The organism is Mycolicibacterium sp. ND9-15 (assembly GCF_035918395.1).
In the GTDB taxonomy this organism is placed as follows: domain Bacteria; phylum Actinomycetota; class Actinomycetes; order Mycobacteriales; family Mycobacteriaceae; genus Mycobacterium.
Map to the genome: position 1 here is coordinate 967,554 of NZ_CP142362.1, position 15,930 is coordinate 983,483.

Below are 15,930 nucleotides of genomic sequence, written 5' to 3' on the forward strand. Positions count from 1 at the left end.
ACGACCCTCGTTCGCCTACTCGCCGCGGTCGGCGTCGACGCGATTGTGCGCGGTGAGCAGCAGATGATCGAACTGCCTGCGCAGATCGTCACGCGGGGGATCGATGGTGCCGAGTTCGGCGACGATCTGGGCGGCGAGCGCGCGCAGTTTGGTGTTCGTGTGCTGGGAGCGCCACATCAACAGCTCGAACGCGGCGTCGGCGTCGATCCGGTACACGAGCATCAGGGCGCCCTTGGCCTGCTCGATCGCCGCCCGCGCCTCGAACAGCTCGGGAAGTGAGTCGCTCAACGCCTGGCGGCGAGTTTGCGCGAATGTGTCGGTCAGATCGACGTAGTAGCCCTCGGTACCGACCACGGCACCCGCGTCGTCGAGCATCCGGTCCCCCAGCACGATCACGGTGTGCACCCTGCCCGCCGTGTCGATGAACCTGTGGCGGCTGGAGAACGACCCGCCCATGTGCAGCGCGTGGTCGAGAAGGTCCTGCACATGCTGGCGGTCGTCGGGGTGTTTGTGTGACAACAGCAACTCGGTTGTCGGCACCACGGCACCGGGTTCGTATCCGTGCATCCGCGCCACTTCGTCGGACCACTCCCAGCGCTGCCCGACGAACCAGAACCGGAACGTGCCGACGTTGCGGTCCGCGGTGGCCCAGCCCGAGGCGGATGGCAGCGGACTACCCGCCGGCTCCGGGTTCGACATACCCCCATCATCGCACCACAACCGCCGTGAGGAGCGGGTTCGAAAAGCCCCGTACCGGTCAGATCGGACTCAGCCGCCCGCGCGGGTCGACGCCGCCACGCGTTCCGGGAATACGGCGGCCAGCCTGCGTTTCGACGCCGGTGTGGCCACCACCTGCGGCCACCAGAACCACCGGCCCAGCAGTGCCGCGATGGACGGCGTCATGAAGGCACGCACGACCAGAGTGTCGAACAGCAGGCCCAGCGCGATGGTGCTGCCGACCTGGGCGATGCTGCGCAGATCACCGACGACGAACGAGGCCATCGTCGCGGCGAACACCAGACCCGCCGAGGTGACCACCGAGCCGGAACCGGCCATCGCCCGGATGATCGCGACCTTGAAGCCGTGGTGCAGTTCCTCCTTGAACCGGGACACCAGCAGCAGGTTGTAGTCCGAACCCACCGCCAACAACAGGATCACCGACATCACCAGCACGATCCAGTGCAGGCGGATGCCCAGCAGGTGCTGCCAGACGAGCACGGACAGACCGAACGACGTGCCGAGCGAGAGCAGCACCGTGCCGACGATCACCGCTGCCGCCACCACGGCGCGCGTGACGATCAGCATGATGATGAAAATCAGTGCGGCCGCGGATAATCCGGCGATCACCAGGTCATAGTTCGAGCCGTCGCGCATGTCCTTGTACGTGGCAGCGGTCCCGCCGAGGTAGATGGTCGAGCCCTCCAGCGGGGTGCCCTTGATCGCTTCCTTGGCGGCCAGCTTGATCGCGTCGATGTGGTCGATGCCCTCCGGAGTGGCCGGGTCGCCCTCGTGCTCGATGATGAAGCGCACCGACTTGCCATCCGGTGAGATGAAGTTGTCCATGCCGCGCTGGAAGTCCTTGTTCTCGAACGCCTCCGGCGGCAGATAGAACGAGTCGTCGTTCATCGATGCGTCGAACGCGTCGCCCATCGCGTGCGAGTTCTCCTGCATGGCCGCCATCTGATCCTGCAGCCCCTTCTGCGAGGTGCGCATGGTCAGCATCATCAACTTCATCGTCTTCATGGTCTCGATCTGCTGTGGCAGCAGCACGACCAGCTGGGGCATCAGGGTGTCGAGGTGTTCGAGGTCCGGTACCAGCTCTTGGATGTCGTCGGTCAGCGTGTCGATACCGTCGAGCGTGTCGAACACCGACCGCAGCGACCAGCACACCGGGATGTTGTAACAGTGCGGTTCCCAGTAGAAGTAATTGCGGATCGGCCGAAAGAAATCGTCGAAATCGCTGATGTGGTCCCGCAACTCGGCGACGTCGATCGCCATGGCCTTGGTCTTCTGGACCATGCTGTGGGTGGTGTCGGCCATCTGCTGCATCAGGCCGGCCATCTTCTCCATCGTGTCGATGGTCGTCTGCATCTCGTCGGCCTGCACCAGCATGTCGGCCATCCGGTCCTGCAGATACTTCTGGTTCATCTGGTTGGTGGTGCCCTGCATGCTGAGCAGGAACGGGATCGTGGTGTGCTCGATCGGCTTACCCTGCGGCCGGGTGATGGTCTGCACCCGGGCGATGCCCGGTACGCGGAACACCCCCTTGGCGATCTTGTCGATCACCAGGAAGTCGGCCGAGTTGCGCAGATCGTGGTCGCTTTCCACCATCATCAGCTCAGGGTTCATCCGGGCCGCGTCGAAATGCCGGTCGGCCACGTCATATCCGATGTTGGCCGGGGTGTCGGCGGGCAGGAAGTGGCGACCGTCGTAGTCGACCTTGTATCCGGTCAATGCCAACAGCCCGATCAGCGACAGCGCGCACGTCGCGACGAGGACCGGCCCGGGCCACCGCACGACCACGACGCCCACCCGCCGCCACCAGCGCGAGTTGATGGCCCGCTTCGGTTCGAACAGCCCGAACCGGCCGCCGACGACGACCACGGCCGGTCCCAGCGTCAAGGCGGCGATCACCGCGACGAGAACGCCCACCGCGCACGGCACCGCCATGGTCTGGAACCACGGCAGCCGAGTGAACTTCAGGCACAGCAGCGCGCCTGCGATCGTGAGCCCCGAGGCCAGCACCACGTGGGCGGTGCCGTGAAACATGGTGTAGTAAGCGGTTTCGCGGTCCTCGCCGAGTTGTCGCGCCTCCTGGTACCGGCCGATGAGGAAGATCGCGTAATCGGTGCCCGCGGCGATCGCGATGAGGGTCAGCAGGCTGGTCGCGAACGTCGACAGCCCGATCAGCCCGGAGTCCCCGAGGAACGCGACGATCCCGCGGGAGGAACCGAGTTCCACGAACACCATCAACAGGATCAGGATCATGGTGGCGATCGAGCGAAAGACGAACAGCAGCATCACCGCGATGACGATCAGCGTGGCGACGGTGGCCTTGAAGGCTCCCTTGTCGCCGGCGACGCGCTGGTCTGCGCCCAGCGCCGCTCCGCCGGTGACATAGGCCTCGACCCCTGGCGGGGCGGGCGTTTCCGCGATGATGTCGCGGACGGCTTGGATCGACTCGTTGGAAATCGTCTCGCCCATGTTGCCGCGCAGATAGATCTGCACGTAGGCGGACTTACCGTCGGCGCTCTGGGCGCCCGCCGCGGTGAGCGGGTCGCTCCAGAAGTCGGCGACGTGCTCGATGTGGTGTGGGTCGGCCCGGAACCTCTTGATCAGCTCGTCGTAGTAGCGGTGCGCGTCGGCGCCGAGTGGCTTGTCGCCCTCGAGGATGACCATCGCGTTGCTGTCGGAGTCGAACTCCTGAAAATTCGCGCCGACGCGCTGCATCGCGATGAAGGCCGGTGCGTCATGGGCGTTCATTGAAACGGTGTTGGCCTTGCCCACCTCTTCCAGCGACGGGACCAACACGTTGGTGACCGCGGTCAAGACCAACCACCCGATGATGATGGGCACCGCGAGCACCCGGATGGCATGGGCGATCCGCGAGCGGTGGGCGGGCACGGTTCCGGGTCCCGGGTCGCCATGCTGGGCGCGAACCGCCTCGGTTCTGCTCATGCCCCGCCCCTCGCTCGCCCGTCACTTCACGGCGGAGCTCGGACATTGAAAACTCCGTCAGGTGTGTCGTATATCTAGCCCGTCGAAGTATCCACTGTCAACGCAGGTCTGACAGCGAGTTCACAGATACCGGACGCCGCTCAGCGCGCACCACGCACGAGCCGTCCCGGCCGGGCCCCGGTGTCGGCGCCGTCGCGGCGCGTCACGACGCCGCTGACGACCGTCGCGCTGTATCCGGAGGCACCCTGTACCAGACGCTGACCGCCGGCGGGCAGGTCGTAGGCCATCCGCGCGGGATGCAGGGTAAGCGCGTCCATGTCGATGACGTTGAGGTCGGCCTTCTTACCCACCTCGATGACGCCGCGATCGGAGAGCCCGAACAGCTGCGCGGTGTCGTGGGACTGCTTGCGGACCACATATTCCAGCGGCAGCTTGTCACCGCGATGGCGGTCCCGCGCCCAATGGGTCAGCAGGAACGTCGGATACGAGGCGTCGCAGATCATGCCGCAGTGCGCCCCACCGTCGGACAGTCCGACCACACCAGCCGGATGCAGCAGCATCTCCCGGATCGCGTCGTGGTTGCCGTAGAAGTAGTTGTAGAACGGCAGCATCAACATCGCCGTGGCGTCGTCTTCGAGCATCAGGTCGTAGAGCGTCGACAGCGGGTCTTCGCCGCGTTCACTCGCGATGGCGGTCACCGCGCGGTCCGGTGTCGGTTCGTAGTCGGGCGGATCGCCCAGCGAATAGATGCGACCGAGCGAGTGCTGCACGAGCGCGAACATGGCGTCGAACAACACCGAAGGGTCAGCCGGCAGGTCGGCCTCGGAGAGGATCGCTGCCTTGACCGCGGGATCGGCCAGGCGCGCCGCCAGTCCCTCCCGGCTGCACTCGGCCTTGAGCCTGCGGAAGGTGGGGCGGTGCGTGAACGCATGGTGTCCCGGGAAGCCGAACAACATCCCGAACGGGCGCGCGGCGATCTGCGGATACAGTTGGCTGCCCGCGGCGTGCGCCTCGGCCGAGATGTCGAGTTGTTCGCGCCACAAGTCGGGCGCCGCGTCGACCTGGATCATCCCGAACGAGATCGGGCGGTCGATCTCCGCGGCGAGGCGCTTCATCCACTCCAGTTCCTTCTTGGGAGCGATGATGTCCTCGCCGGCGACACCCTGCGGCGCCAGCTCGAACACGGCCCGCCCACCGGCGGCCATGGCCCGGCCGAGCCCGAAGAGTTCGTCCTCCGCGGCGAAGGTGCCGGGGACCGGTTCACCGTCGATGGCACGGTGGCCCAGGGTGCGCGAGGTCGAGAAACCCAGCGCGCCCGCCTCGATGCCGTCCTGCACCAGGCGCGCCATCGCGGCGATGTCCTCGGAGGAGGCGGGCTCGTTGCGGGCTCCCCGCTCCCCCATCGCGTACGCGCGAACCGCACCGTGCGCGATCTGGCTGCCCACGTCGATGGCGAACTGCTGCTTGTCGACAACGTCGAGGTATTCGGGGTAACTCTCCCACCCCCACGAGATACCTTCGGTGAGCGCGGTGCCCGGGATGTCCTCGACGCCCTCCATCAGCCCGATCAGCCACTCCTCCCGGCCGGGCCGTACCGGCGCGAACCCGACACCGCAGTTGCCGGTGACCACGGTGGTCACCCCGTGACCGCTGGAGGGCTCGAGCATGCTGTCCCAACTGACCTGACCGTCGTAATGGGTGTGGATGTCCACGAAGCCGGGCGCGACGACCTTCCCGCTCGCGTCGATGGTCTCGGCGGCCCCACCCTGCATCGGCGCGTCGCCGGCGCCTCGTCGGCGGACGTCGACGATCTTGCCGTCCTTCACCCCGATGTCGGCGATGAACCGGTCCGCACCCGTGCCGTCGACGACCGTCCCGCCGGTGATCTTCAGGTCGAACACGATTACTCCTCCGGATCCGGATTGCAGCCGCTAATGTCGGGCACTGTAACACCGTTACAGAGAGCCATGAGGCGGCTTCGGAGAGGACCGATCATGACGCGCATCGCGCACGACGTCCGTCGCGAAGACGCGATCGGCGCCCCGCCCGCGCGGCCGACGCTGGTGCCCGCCGAGCGGTACTACTCGGCGGCGTTCGCGCGATTGGAGATCGAGCGCATGTGGCCGAAGGTCTGGCAGTGCGCCTGCACGGTCGACCACGTCGCCGAGCCCGGTGACTACTTCGAATACCGTTGCGGCCCATACTCGGTTCTGATCGTGCGTGGCGAGGACGGCGTCCTGCGCGGGTTCCAGAACGTGTGCCGGCACCGCGGCAACTCGTTGTGCTCGGGCTCCGGCTCGGGCCTGAACGAGTTGCGATGCGGATATCACGGCTGGACATGGGATCTCGGCGGCGAGTTGCGACGAGTGCCGAACCGCAAAGGCTTCGGCGCCCTGCGCATGGCCGAGCTTCCGCTGGTCCCGGTCGCCGTGGACACCTGGGAGCGGCTGGTCTTCGTCAACCTCGATGTCGACGCGATGCCCCTGCTCGACTACCTGGAAGGCATGCCGGGCGATGTCGAGTGGTGCAGGCTCGCCGACTTCCGCTGCTACGCCACCATGACGATCGACGTCGACGCGAATTGGAAGACGATCGCCGACGGGTACAGCGAGACCTACCACATCCAGACCCTGCACCCGGAGCTGCACCGCTGCATGGACGACGTCTATGCGCCGCAGACGATCTGGGGACACACGGGCAAATCCGAACAGCTGTACGGTGTTCCGAGCCCACACCTGAAGCGCGCCCTCGCCGACAGCGAGGTCTGGGACGCATACGTCTGCACCCAGGGTGCGCTGATGGGCGTCGAGGAGGGCACGCCGCTGCCCGACGACCGTGACCCCGGAGCTTCGGTGGCCGACGTGATCGCCGCTCGGACCCGGGCGTTCGCGGCCTCCCGCGGCGTCGACCTGGACTGGGCCGGCACCGACGAGGTCATGCGACTGCACCAGTACAACGTGTTCCCGAATATGACGCTCTTGATGAACGCCGACCACCTGACCGTGATGACGTCACATCCCGGGGCCGACCCGGATCGCGGCGAGTTGGTGATGGTGCTGTGGACGCGCATGCCACCCGGTGCGCCCCGCACCAAACCGGTCGACGTGCGGATGACCGCCGCCGAGGCTCACCCGGGACTGGTTCTCACACAGGACATCTCGGTGCTGGCCGGGTTGCAGCGCGGCATGCATCAGCCCGGTTTCACGCACCTGACGCTGTCCAACGAGGAGCGACGCGTGATCAACATGCACCGCAACCTCGAGCGCTACCTCGACCTGCCGGAGTCCGACCGGATGACCGGAGGTGAGACCGATTAGCACACCGAGCAGCCCCGAAGCCATCCTCGACAGCGCCGCGAAGCTGATCGAAACGCACGGGGTGGACGGCTTCACCATGCGGGGGTTGGCCGAACAACTCGGTGTCGCCGCGACGTCGATCTACTGGCATGTCGGCGGTCGCGACAAACTGTTCGACAGCCTGGTGGATCGACTGCTCGACGAGATGGCGCACCTACCCGTCACCGGAGACACCCCCGTGGACCGCATCGCTTCGCTGGCCCGCGCGCAACGCAAGCTGCTGATCGAGCGGCAGCACCTGCTTGCCATCGCCCATGAAAGGGACACCACGCCGCGGCTGTTCCTGCCGGTGCAACGGGCGTTGGCGGCTCAACTGGCGGCACTCGGCGTAACGGGCCAGGACGCCGCGCTCGTACTGCGCGCCGTTCAGGTGCACGTCATTTCGTCTGCGGTGATGCAGTTCTCGGCGGTGCGTGGGGCCAAGCACGACGAGGAGGACCCGTCGCTGTGGACCGACGACTGGCCTGATCAGGCGCTGGTGCGGGCGCTGCAGTCGCCGACCGACTACGACGCGGTCTTCGAGTACGGCCTGCAAGCGCTGCTGGCATCGTTGCGCCTTCGAGACACCCTCGCGACTGAGAAGCCATGGTCGTGATCCGTCGCGAGTCACGACCTGGAATGCTATTTCGGCGCGATGTCGGCGGGCTCGTAGCGCAGCATCGTCACATCGTGCTCGGGGTAGTCGAAGAACACCGGTTTGACCCGCATCCCGACCTTCAGTTCGGCCGGGTCGACATTGACGAGCTCGGTGGAGAACCGCGGGCCCTCATCCCATTCGACGATCGCGAGCAACTGCGGCACCGCGTCGGCGAAGTGTGGCCCGACGGGCCGGCGCGCCACCGTGTAGGAGTACAGCGTGCCCATCCCGGAGATCTCGCGCCACTCGAGGTCGCCGGCAAGGGTGCGGGGCGCCCGCACGCGCGGATAGAACACGTACGCCTCCGATGACGGCGAGTACTGGATCACGATGCGGTGCTGCGTCAACGCGTCCCAGAACGGCGCGGTGGTGGGGGTTTTGACCGGCATCGGCCGCTCGAACGTGGTCACGGGTCAGGCTCCTTCGAGAATCAACGCGGTCTGCTCGGACAGGATCCCGCCGTTGCCGGATACGAACGCGCGATTGCAGTCGGCCACCTGCGCGGCGCCCGCGCGCCCCATGATCTGCCGGGCGGCGTCGCAGACATGGTGCATTCCCCCCGCCAAGCCGGCCTGGCCGAAGCCGAGTTGACCGCCGGCGGTGTTGAGCGGGAAGTCGCCGCGGAACGTGAGGTCGTGATCGGCGACGAACTGCATGCCTTTGCCCTTCTCGCAGAACCCGGCGTCCTCCAGCGAGAGCAGCACGGTGATCGTGTAGCAGTCGTAGATCGACACCATGTCCATTTCGGCGCGCGCCAGATCGGTCATCCCGAAGGCGGTTTCGGCGGCTTCGGCCATCGGGGTGTGCAGCAGGTCGGCCGCGTAGGTCGGGGTCTTGAACGGCACGTGCTCGCCGAAGCCCTTGATCCACACCGGCCGGTTACGCGCCCGCCTGGCGATGTCGGCGTTCGCGATGACCACCGCAGCGCCGCCCACGCACGGCATCACGATCTCGAGCATGCGCAAGGGGTCGGCGATGACCGGGCTGGCGAGTACGTCTTCGACCGTGAGCGGCTTGTCCTTCCAGATCGCGCCGTCGGTGTGGTTGGCGTTGACCCGCTGGTCGACGACGATCTTGGCCATCGCCCGTTCGTCGTAGCCGTAGACCGCACCGTAGCGGGTGGCCACCTGACCGTACGGCCCGTTCTGCCCGAGGTTGCCGTAGGGAATCTCGAATTCGGCCTGCGGGGAGCCGTACTGGTTGCTCGACGACCCGAAGAACACCGCGTCCACCAACGGCCTCGGCTTCTTCTCCGACATCGGCGTGATGTAGCGCGCGGGCAGCGCGCACAGCACCACGTCGCACAGGCCCAGTTCGACCGCCGCGGCCGCTCGCCACACCATTGCGGCCGCGCTGGCCCCGCCGAGGTCGACGAGTTCGGCGAAGTTCGCTCCGACACCAAGGTATTCGGCGATCGTGGACGGCACGAAGATCTCCGACTCGGCGAGGTGCGAGGTGACGATGCCGTTGACGAGTTCACCTGAGAGCCCGGCGTCCGCGAGCGCAGCCGATCCCAGTTCGGCCCACTGTTCGAGGGTGAACGGCGCCGGGGAGGCCTTGTTCATCCGTTCCGGCGGCAGTTCCACATAGCCGACGATCGCGGCTTCCCCACGTAATCCCATCTGGTGTCCTTTGATTCGCTACTTGCGGGGCAGCCCGAGGATCATCTGGGCGATGATGTTGAGCTGAATCTCCTTGGTGCCGCCCCCGATCAGTTCCGCGGGCACCCGCAGGTACGGCTGCACGACGTCGGACTCGGCAGCCATCGCCGACCGGCCCACCGACGCCAGCGTGACCGGGAACGTCCGCCGCAGCAGCTCATTCATCGCGACCTTGGCGATGCTGGAGGCCGGTCCCGATGCCTGCCCGCCGAGCAATCGGATCGTCTCGCGCACCCCCAGCGCCTTGATCGCGTTGGCGTACGCGTCGAGTTCGCCGAGCGCGCGCAGGATATCGTCGCGCTCGTCACCAGCGGCGAGCCGGCGCAGTGGTGCCGCACGGTCGTACTGGACGTATCCGCTGATGGCCGAACGCTCTTCGGCCATCGTGGCGATCGCCAGCGCCCATCCCCCGGTCGGTTCGCCGAGCAGCATCTCGTCGGGAACGAAGACGTCGTCCAGGAAGACCTCGTTGAACTCCTGCTCGCCGCTCGCCTGCTTGATCGGCTGCACGTCGATGCCGTCGGAGCGCATGTCCACGATGAAGTATCCGATCCCGCGGTGCTTGGCGGCGGTTGGATCGGTGCGGGCCAACAGTGCCCCGAAGTCCGCCCGGTGTGCCGACGACGTCCAGATCTTGTGTCCGTGGATGCGCCACCCGCCGTCGACCTTGGTCGCCCGCGTCGCCAGCGCGGCCAGATCCGAACCCGCGCCCGGCTCGCTGAACAGCTGGCACCACGCGAGCTCCCCGCGCTGAGTAGCCTGAATGAGGCGGTCCTGCAGCTCTTTTGAGCCTGCCTTGATCAGCGACGGCAGAATCCACTCGGCGATCCCCAGGGACGGCCGCACCACCGCGGATCGCTTGCCGAACTCCTCGTCGATGATGAGCTGTTGCAGCGGGCTGGCGTCGATCCCCCAGGGCGGCGGCCAGTGTGGTGCGATCAGCCCCGCCTCGGCGATCGCGGTCCGCTGCGGTCCGGTCGCGAAGTGCTCGTAGTCGCCCTGGCGGCCGGGCCCGTCGTTGCGCAGCGCGGCGGCTGCGTCGAGCGTCTCGGCCACGCGGGCCCGGAACTCCGCTTCGGCGTCGCCGAGGTCGACAGAGAAGTCCCGCTCCTGTGTGGCGGTCACCTCGCCGAGCCGCCTGGCCCACCGGCTTGGGGACCCGACCGACGCGGCCAGGCTGGTCGCGCGCCGCCAGTACAGGTGCAGGTCGTGTTCCCAGGTGAAGCCGATGGCCCCGAACATGGTCAGCGTGTCCAGCGCGAGGTCCGGGCACGGCGCGATCGCCATCAATGCCGCGCCGGCCGCAGCCACTCGCTGCTGTTCGACCGGTTCACCGGCCGCCCGCAGGGCGTCCCACGTTGCCGCACTTGCCAACTCACTGTCGACCAGCAGCATCGCAGCGCTGTGCTGTAGTGCCTGGAACGTGCCGATGAGCTTGCCGAACTGCTCGCGCGTGCGCAGGTGCGCGGTCGCGGCTTGCACGCACCACTGTGCGATGCCCGCGGCCACACTCGCCGTCAGCGCGGTGTCGAGGTATTCGGCCCGGTCGGCATCGATACCGATGAGAACATCGGCCTTCTCGACCGGGTATCCCGCGAGACGCATCGTACCGAGATCGGTCAACAGATCGGTGCCGGCCACGGATTCGACGACGGCGGCTGGGTGCGTCCTGTCGACGACGACCCAGATATCGGCTTCGGCATCCGTGGCTGCACACACCAAAACGGTTGCTGCTGCGCAGATCCCCGCTGTCAGGCCCGAGTCGCCGGTGATCGTCCACTGCTCCCCGTCGGGGCGGGCGGTGAAGGCGGAGTTGCGTGGCAACACGAGCGCGGCGGGCGTGCCCTCGGCGAGACGGGTCAGCAGCGCTTCGGCGGGCCGGGCTGGTTCGGCGAGTAGCGCGACCGCGCCCGTCGCCACCGTGGGCAGCAGCGGACCCGGCAGTGACGCCTTGCCCGCCGCCTCGAGCACACAGGCGGCGTCGAGCAGATCCCCGCCCTGACCGCCGTAGTTCTCCGGCAGGTGCACGGCGTGAAAGCCGTTGGCCACGAACTCCTCCCACCATGACGGAAGGCGGCCTTGCGCAATCGATTCGAAGGCCTCGCGGGTGGCGGCTATCGGAGCGCGTCGTGCGGCGAACCGGCCGATCGACTCGCTGAGTTCGCGCTGTTCGGGAGTGAGGGCCAGGGTCAACGGGATCCCCTGCCGGTCAGGCGCGATTCGCGGTAGAACTGGGCCGCGGCAACGATCGCCTCGGGGGTGGGTGAGGGATTCCAGCCCAACTCGCGGACCGCTTTCGAGTGGTCCAGCGGGGTCATGACGTGCATCAGGAGAATGTTCAGCGGCGTCAGCTTTGTGTCGTGACCACGGAGCCGGGCGATCCAGCTGCTCGGGTAGCTCGCGGCGGCCATCACCGCGATCGGCACGCGATACCGCGGAGGTTCGACTCCCACTGCACGACAGCCGGCTTCGAAGATCTCGCGCGAGCTCATCCACCGCTCGGAGACGATGTACCGCTCGCCGATCCTGCCGTGCTCGGCGGCCAGGATCATCGCCTGTGCGGCGTCCTCGATTCCCACCGTCTCGGCCTCGTACCCGTCGATGTAGAAGGGCATCCTTCCGTGCACGGCCGCAGCGAGCAGCGCGCCGTGCGGGGTCGGCAACCAGTCCCCCGGCCCGTACGTGTTCGAGACGCACATCGCGACCGCCGGCAGCCCCTGCTCGTAGCTGTAACGCAGCACCATCTGCTCGGCCTCGACGCGACTGCGGACGTAGTCGCCGCCGATGTCGAGCCAGTTATGCGCCGTGGTTTCGTCGGCGAGGCCGTCGGTACGCCGTCCGATCGTGGCGATCGAACTGGTGAACACGAAGCGGTGCAGGTCAGCCTCGACCGCGACGTCGAGCACAGCGCGCAGGCCGTCGACGTTGGTGCGCCACATCGGTGCCGGGTCCAGCAGCCACGCGCGGGCGTCGACGACGCAGTAGTACACGACGTCGCATCCGCTCATCGCGGAGCGCACGCTGCCCGGGTCGAAGATGTCGCCGCGCCGGACGTCGACGGGCAGCCCGTCGATGCCGCGGGTGGAACTGGTCGGGCGGATCAGCACCCGCACGTCGTCGCCGCGAGCGACCAACTGCTTGGTGACGTGCGACCCAAGGAATCCGCTGGCGCCGATGACGAGTTTCGTGGGCGTCACCGGTGGTCGGCCAATCTGGTTCCCTCTCATCTGCTACGAGACGCAACGTCTCGTCTTGCCAAGAGTATGGCGCAGTGTCACGATCTGTAAAGACGGCCCACCGTCAGATGCGGAGTCAACTCATGGTCACCGAGACGAGCACCCCTCGTCGTCGTAGCGAGAAGTCCCGGTCGGCGATCGTCACGGCCACCAAGGAACTGCTGCTGGAGCGCGGATTCGACGGGCTCAGCATCGAAGCCGTCGCGGCACGCGCCGGCGTCGGCAAGCAGACGATCTACCGCTGGTGGCCCAGTCGTCCCGCGCTCGTCGCCGACGTGCTGCTCGAAGACGCCGACAAGATTCTGCGACCAGTCGCCCACACCGACGACCTCGTAGCCGATCTGAGCCGTTGGGCGGTCAACCTCGCGGCGACGCTCACCACCGAACGGGGCAACGCCATGCTGCGCATCCTCACCGTCGCGGGGTTGGAGCACGACGAAACCAAGGCGCGGATGCATGCGGGACTCAGCGCGCCGCTGCACGGCAGTGTCAAGACGCGACTGTCGGCCGACGGCCTGGACTCCGCCACGTCGCAAGCTGCGGCCGACGCCATCGTCGGCGGTATCGTCTACGCGATCCTCAACGAGGGACGCTCGTTCCGCCGGAGCCGGGCGGAGTCGATCACCCGTACCGTCATCGCCGGAGCCTGCCGATGACTCGCCCGCCCAATGTATTTCGGGTATTCGGCGCCGGCGGCGTGACGGTTGTCGCCGATCGCATCGGTGATCCGACCGCACCGGCGGTGGTGTTCCTGCACGGCGGCGGGCAGACCCGGCGATCGTGGGGCCGGGCGGCGGTGGCGGTCGCCGAACGCGGATGGCAGGCCGTCACGGTGGACCTGCGCGGCCACGGCGAGTCGGATTGGTCACCTGACGGCGACTACCGCGTCACCAGCTTCGCCGGTGACGTTCTCGAAGTGCTCCGTGAGCTGCCACCACAGCCCGTCATCGTCGGCGCCTCTCTCGGCGGGTTCACGACGATGCTGCTGGCCGGTGAACTGGCGCCCGGCACCGTACGCGCCGTCGTGCTCGTCGACATCGTGCCGGACATGGACCCGTCCGGCGCATCACGCATCCACGACTTCATGGTCGACCGCATGCGGTCGGGGTTCGAGTCGCTCGACGAAGTCGCCGACATGATCTCCGAGTACAACCCGCACCGCCGCAGACCAAGCGATCTCGACGGGCTGCGGACCAATCTCCGCGAGCGCGACGGCCGCTGGTATTGGCATTGGGACCCGAAGTTCGTCGACGGGACGGCGGCATCCCCGCCCGTCGAGGTGACCGACGTGGAGCGGATGAACGCGGCGGTGGCGTCGATCCTGCGGACCGGCGTACCGGTGCTCCTCGTGCGGGGGCAGATGAGCGACCTCGTCACCGAAGAGCGTGCCGAGCGGTTTCTCGGTCGGTTCCCCGAGATCGAGTTCGTCGACGTCGGCGGTGCCGGGCACATGGTCGCCGGCGATCGCAACGACGTCTTCGCCGCGGCCGTGGTCAAATTCGTCATCGAGCACACCGAAAACCGATGAGCGCTACCGTGTGCGCTGTCTGCGCTCCCCCATCGTCAGGCGAAAGGCCGCAATGACAGAGAACAAGGTAGGCAGAGTTGCCGGCAAGGTCGCCTTCATCACCGGCGCAGCGCGCGGTCAGGGCCGCGAACACGCGGTCCGGCTCGCCGAAGAGGGCGCCGACATCATCGCGGTCGACGTGTGCAGCGACATCGACGCCGCCGGATATCCGGGCCCCACCGAGGCGGACCTGGCCGACACGGCGGCCCTCGTCGAGAAGTCGGGCCGTCGCATCGTGACCGCCAAGGCCGACGTGCGCGACCTGGCAAGCCTCCGTGCGGCCCTCGATCGTGGCGTGACCGAACTCGGCCCGGTCGACATCGTGGTGGCCAATGCCGGCATCAGCGCGAATCCCGCCCCTGCCGCGATGATCGAGCAGTCCGCGTGGCAGACGATGTTCGACATCAACGTGACCGGCGTTTGGAATACCGTGACAGCCGCCCTACCGCACATGACCAACGGCGGCGGATCGATCATCCTGGTCAGTTCGATGCTGGGGCTCCGCGGCGGCGGCTACATGGCCCACTATGCGTCCGCCAAACACGCCGTGGTCGGCTTGATGAACTCGCTGGCGAACGAGCTTGCACCACAATGGATCCGGGTCAACTCGATACATCCCGGCAACATCCTGACGCCGATGATCGACAACGACCACTTCCGTCGCACCGTACGACCGGACCTGCGCGATCCGACAATGGACGACGCCACCCAGGTCATCGGACACTTCCATCTGTTGCCGAAGCCGGTGATCGAAGCACGCGCCGTGAGCAACGCCGTGTTGTTTCTGGCCTCCGACGAGGCGCAGTACATCACCGGGGCGGCGCTGCCCGTCGACGCCGGTGCCGTCGCGAAATTCTGACCGCTGCCTCACCTGGAGGCGTTGAACCTGCCGAAGCGCCACAGGTACGACGGCAGCCGTCGAGCGGGCAGGCTCTTCGGCCAGTCCTGCGCGCGGAAGTATGCGTCGGAGCCGCCGTCGACGAAAATGACACTGCCGCAGAGGAAATCCGCGGAGTCCGACAGCATGAACAGCATCCAGTCGGCGAGTTGAGCGGCGTCTCCGAATCCTCCGATGGGCACCGGGAATGCGTTGACGGCCTTGGCCTGGTTCGGTGTCGACAGTTGCTTCTCCAACAGGGGCGTCATGATCGCGCCCGGTGCGAGAGCGTTCAGTCGGATGCCCTCACCCGCCCATTGCAGTGTCACCGCGCTGCGCCGCACCCAGTGCGATACCGCGATCTTGGAGGCGGCGTATCCCAACGACGGCGCGGCCGGACCGAGGAACCGCAGCGAGCGCACCGCCTTGTCGGTGTCGCCGGCTAGCAGCGCACGAACCGTGCGCCGCGGCACCGCCGGTGTGGTGGTCGTCGAATTGCTCCCGATCACTACGACTTTCGCCCGATCCGCGGCAGCCAAGGCCGGTCGCCACTTCTGCAGCAGGTCCACCACACCGTGATAGTTGACCTCGAGGATCCGCCGCACGCTGTCTTTGCCGGGCGTCGGCCCGATCCCGGCGGCCAGCACGGCGCCGTCAAGTCGGTTCGATGCCGTCTCCAGCACCGCATCGGCCGCCGCCTGTCGCCCATCGCGTGTCGACAGATCGGCTACGACGTCGCCTTCTTTGACGTCGACGGAGATGACCGTGTGGCCGCGGCCCGTCAGCTTCGTGGCCGCTTGGCTCCCCATACCGGACGCGGATCCGGTTACCACATATACGCCCATATCGCGAACCCCCAGTCGGTGTCGGCCACTGCATTGCACCGGCGTCGACGGGCAGCGTAACGGTGAACCAGAC

At 67.2% G+C, this 15,930-nt stretch carries 13 protein-coding genes; 5 read left to right on the forward strand and 8 right to left on the reverse strand.

The genetic code is table 11. From position 1 onward, the window contains the following. Positions 1-15: 15 nt before the first annotated feature. From QGN32_RS04745 to QGN32_RS04755, 3 genes are all read right to left on the reverse strand, one after another. Positions 16-699 (reverse strand): PAS and ANTAR domain-containing protein, encoded by a 684-nt coding sequence (locus tag QGN32_RS04745; protein ID WP_326547495.1) that lies wholly within the window; start codon positions 697-699, stop codon positions 16-18. Between the two features lie 69 nt (positions 700-768). Further along, the gene (locus QGN32_RS04750) at positions 769-3,678 is read right to left on the reverse strand and encodes an MMPL/RND family transporter (RefSeq protein ID WP_326547496.1); all 2,910 of its coding nucleotides are present in this window, start codon (positions 3,676-3,678) and stop codon (positions 769-771) included. 140 nt (positions 3,679-3,818) lie between these two features. Beyond that, on the reverse strand, positions 3,819-5,579 hold the full coding sequence (locus tag QGN32_RS04755; protein ID WP_326547497.1) for an N-acyl-D-amino-acid deacylase family protein: 1,761 nt from the start codon (positions 5,577-5,579) through the stop codon (positions 3,819-3,821). A 93-nt stretch (positions 5,580-5,672) separates the two neighbouring features. Between QGN32_RS04755 and QGN32_RS04760 the strand changes: the two genes are divergently transcribed. Beyond that, complete coding sequence (locus QGN32_RS04760; protein ID WP_326547498.1) at positions 5,673-6,995, forward strand: aromatic ring-hydroxylating oxygenase subunit alpha; 1,323 nt, start codon at positions 5,673-5,675, stop codon at positions 6,993-6,995. Beyond that, positions 6,982-7,629 carry a TetR/AcrR family transcriptional regulator gene (locus QGN32_RS04765; RefSeq protein ID WP_326547499.1) on the forward strand — a complete coding sequence of 216 codons (648 nt, stop codon included), beginning with the start codon at positions 6,982-6,984 and terminating at the stop codon, positions 7,627-7,629. Before QGN32_RS04760 ends, QGN32_RS04765 begins: the two co-directional genes overlap by 14 nt. A 26-nt stretch (positions 7,630-7,655) precedes the next feature. Here QGN32_RS04765 and QGN32_RS04770 read toward each other — a convergent pair whose 3' ends face one another. From QGN32_RS04770 to QGN32_RS04785, 4 genes are read right to left on the reverse strand one after another with little or no spacing between them, the layout of a single operon-like run. Beyond that, positions 7,656-8,081: a Zn-ribbon domain-containing OB-fold protein gene (locus QGN32_RS04770; RefSeq protein ID WP_326547500.1), complete on the reverse strand. Its 426-nt coding sequence runs from the start codon at positions 8,079-8,081 to the stop codon at positions 7,656-7,658. Positions 8,082-8,084: 3 nt separating this feature from the next. Next, the gene (locus QGN32_RS04775) at positions 8,085-9,293 is read right to left on the reverse strand and encodes a thiolase family protein (protein ID WP_326547501.1); all 1,209 of its coding nucleotides are present in this window, start codon (positions 9,291-9,293) and stop codon (positions 8,085-8,087) included. Between the two features lie 18 nt (positions 9,294-9,311). After that, positions 9,312-11,525: an acyl-CoA dehydrogenase family protein gene (locus QGN32_RS04780; protein ID WP_326547502.1), complete on the reverse strand. Its 2,214-nt coding sequence runs from the start codon at positions 11,523-11,525 to the stop codon at positions 9,312-9,314. Beyond that, positions 11,522-12,529, reverse strand: a complete 1,008-nt coding sequence (locus QGN32_RS04785; RefSeq protein ID WP_326547503.1) for an NAD-dependent epimerase/dehydratase family protein — start codon at positions 12,527-12,529, stop codon at positions 11,522-11,524. Before QGN32_RS04785 ends, QGN32_RS04780 begins: the two co-directional genes overlap by 4 nt. 122 nt (positions 12,530-12,651) lie before the next feature. Here QGN32_RS04785 and QGN32_RS04790 point away from each other — a divergent pair, with 122 nt between their 5' ends. From QGN32_RS04790 to QGN32_RS04800, 3 genes are read left to right on the forward strand one after another with little or no spacing between them, the layout of a single operon-like run. After that, the gene (locus QGN32_RS04790; RefSeq protein ID WP_326547504.1) at positions 12,652-13,224 is read left to right on the forward strand and encodes a TetR/AcrR family transcriptional regulator; all 573 of its coding nucleotides are present in this window, start codon (positions 12,652-12,654) and stop codon (positions 13,222-13,224) included. Further along, positions 13,221-14,096, forward strand: coding sequence for an alpha/beta fold hydrolase (locus QGN32_RS04795; RefSeq protein ID WP_326547505.1), 876 nt, complete (start codon positions 13,221-13,223; stop codon positions 14,094-14,096). The genes QGN32_RS04790 and QGN32_RS04795 overlap by 4 nt, the downstream gene beginning before the upstream one ends. Before the next feature lie 52 nt (positions 14,097-14,148). After that, the gene (locus QGN32_RS04800; RefSeq protein ID WP_326547506.1) at positions 14,149-14,994 is read left to right on the forward strand and encodes a mycofactocin-coupled SDR family oxidoreductase; all 846 of its coding nucleotides are present in this window, start codon (positions 14,149-14,151) and stop codon (positions 14,992-14,994) included. 8 nt (positions 14,995-15,002) lie between these two features. Here the strand turns inward: QGN32_RS04800 and QGN32_RS04805 are convergent, their stop codons facing one another. Then, positions 15,003-15,857, reverse strand: coding sequence for an SDR family oxidoreductase (locus tag QGN32_RS04805; protein ID WP_326547507.1), 855 nt, complete (start codon positions 15,855-15,857; stop codon positions 15,003-15,005). Positions 15,858-15,930 lie beyond the last annotated feature (73 nt).

Excerpts from the sequence above, each read along its gene's own strand:
- QGN32_RS04745 (WP_326547495.1), bottom strand. The coding sequence starts at position 699 with ATGTCGAACCCGGAGCCGGCGGGTAGTCCGCTGCCATCCGCCTCGGGC.
- QGN32_RS04750 (WP_326547496.1), bottom strand. The coding sequence starts at position 3,678 with ATGAGCAGAACCGAGGCGGTTCGCGCCCAGCATGGCGACCCGGGACCC.
- QGN32_RS04760 (WP_326547498.1), top strand. The coding sequence starts at position 5,673 with ATGACGCGCATCGCGCACGACGTCCGTCGCGAAGACGCGATCGGCGCC.
- QGN32_RS04775 (WP_326547501.1), bottom strand. The coding sequence starts at position 9,293 with ATGGGATTACGTGGGGAAGCCGCGATCGTCGGCTATGTGGAACTGCCG.
- QGN32_RS04790 (WP_326547504.1), top strand. The coding sequence starts at position 12,652 with ATGGTCACCGAGACGAGCACCCCTCGTCGTCGTAGCGAGAAGTCCCGG.
- QGN32_RS04795 (WP_326547505.1), top strand. The coding sequence starts at position 13,221 with ATGACTCGCCCGCCCAATGTATTTCGGGTATTCGGCGCCGGCGGCGTG.
- QGN32_RS04800 (WP_326547506.1), top strand. The coding sequence starts at position 14,149 with ATGACAGAGAACAAGGTAGGCAGAGTTGCCGGCAAGGTCGCCTTCATC.
- QGN32_RS04805 (WP_326547507.1), bottom strand. The coding sequence starts at position 15,857 with ATGGGCGTATATGTGGTAACCGGATCCGCGTCCGGTATGGGGAGCCAA.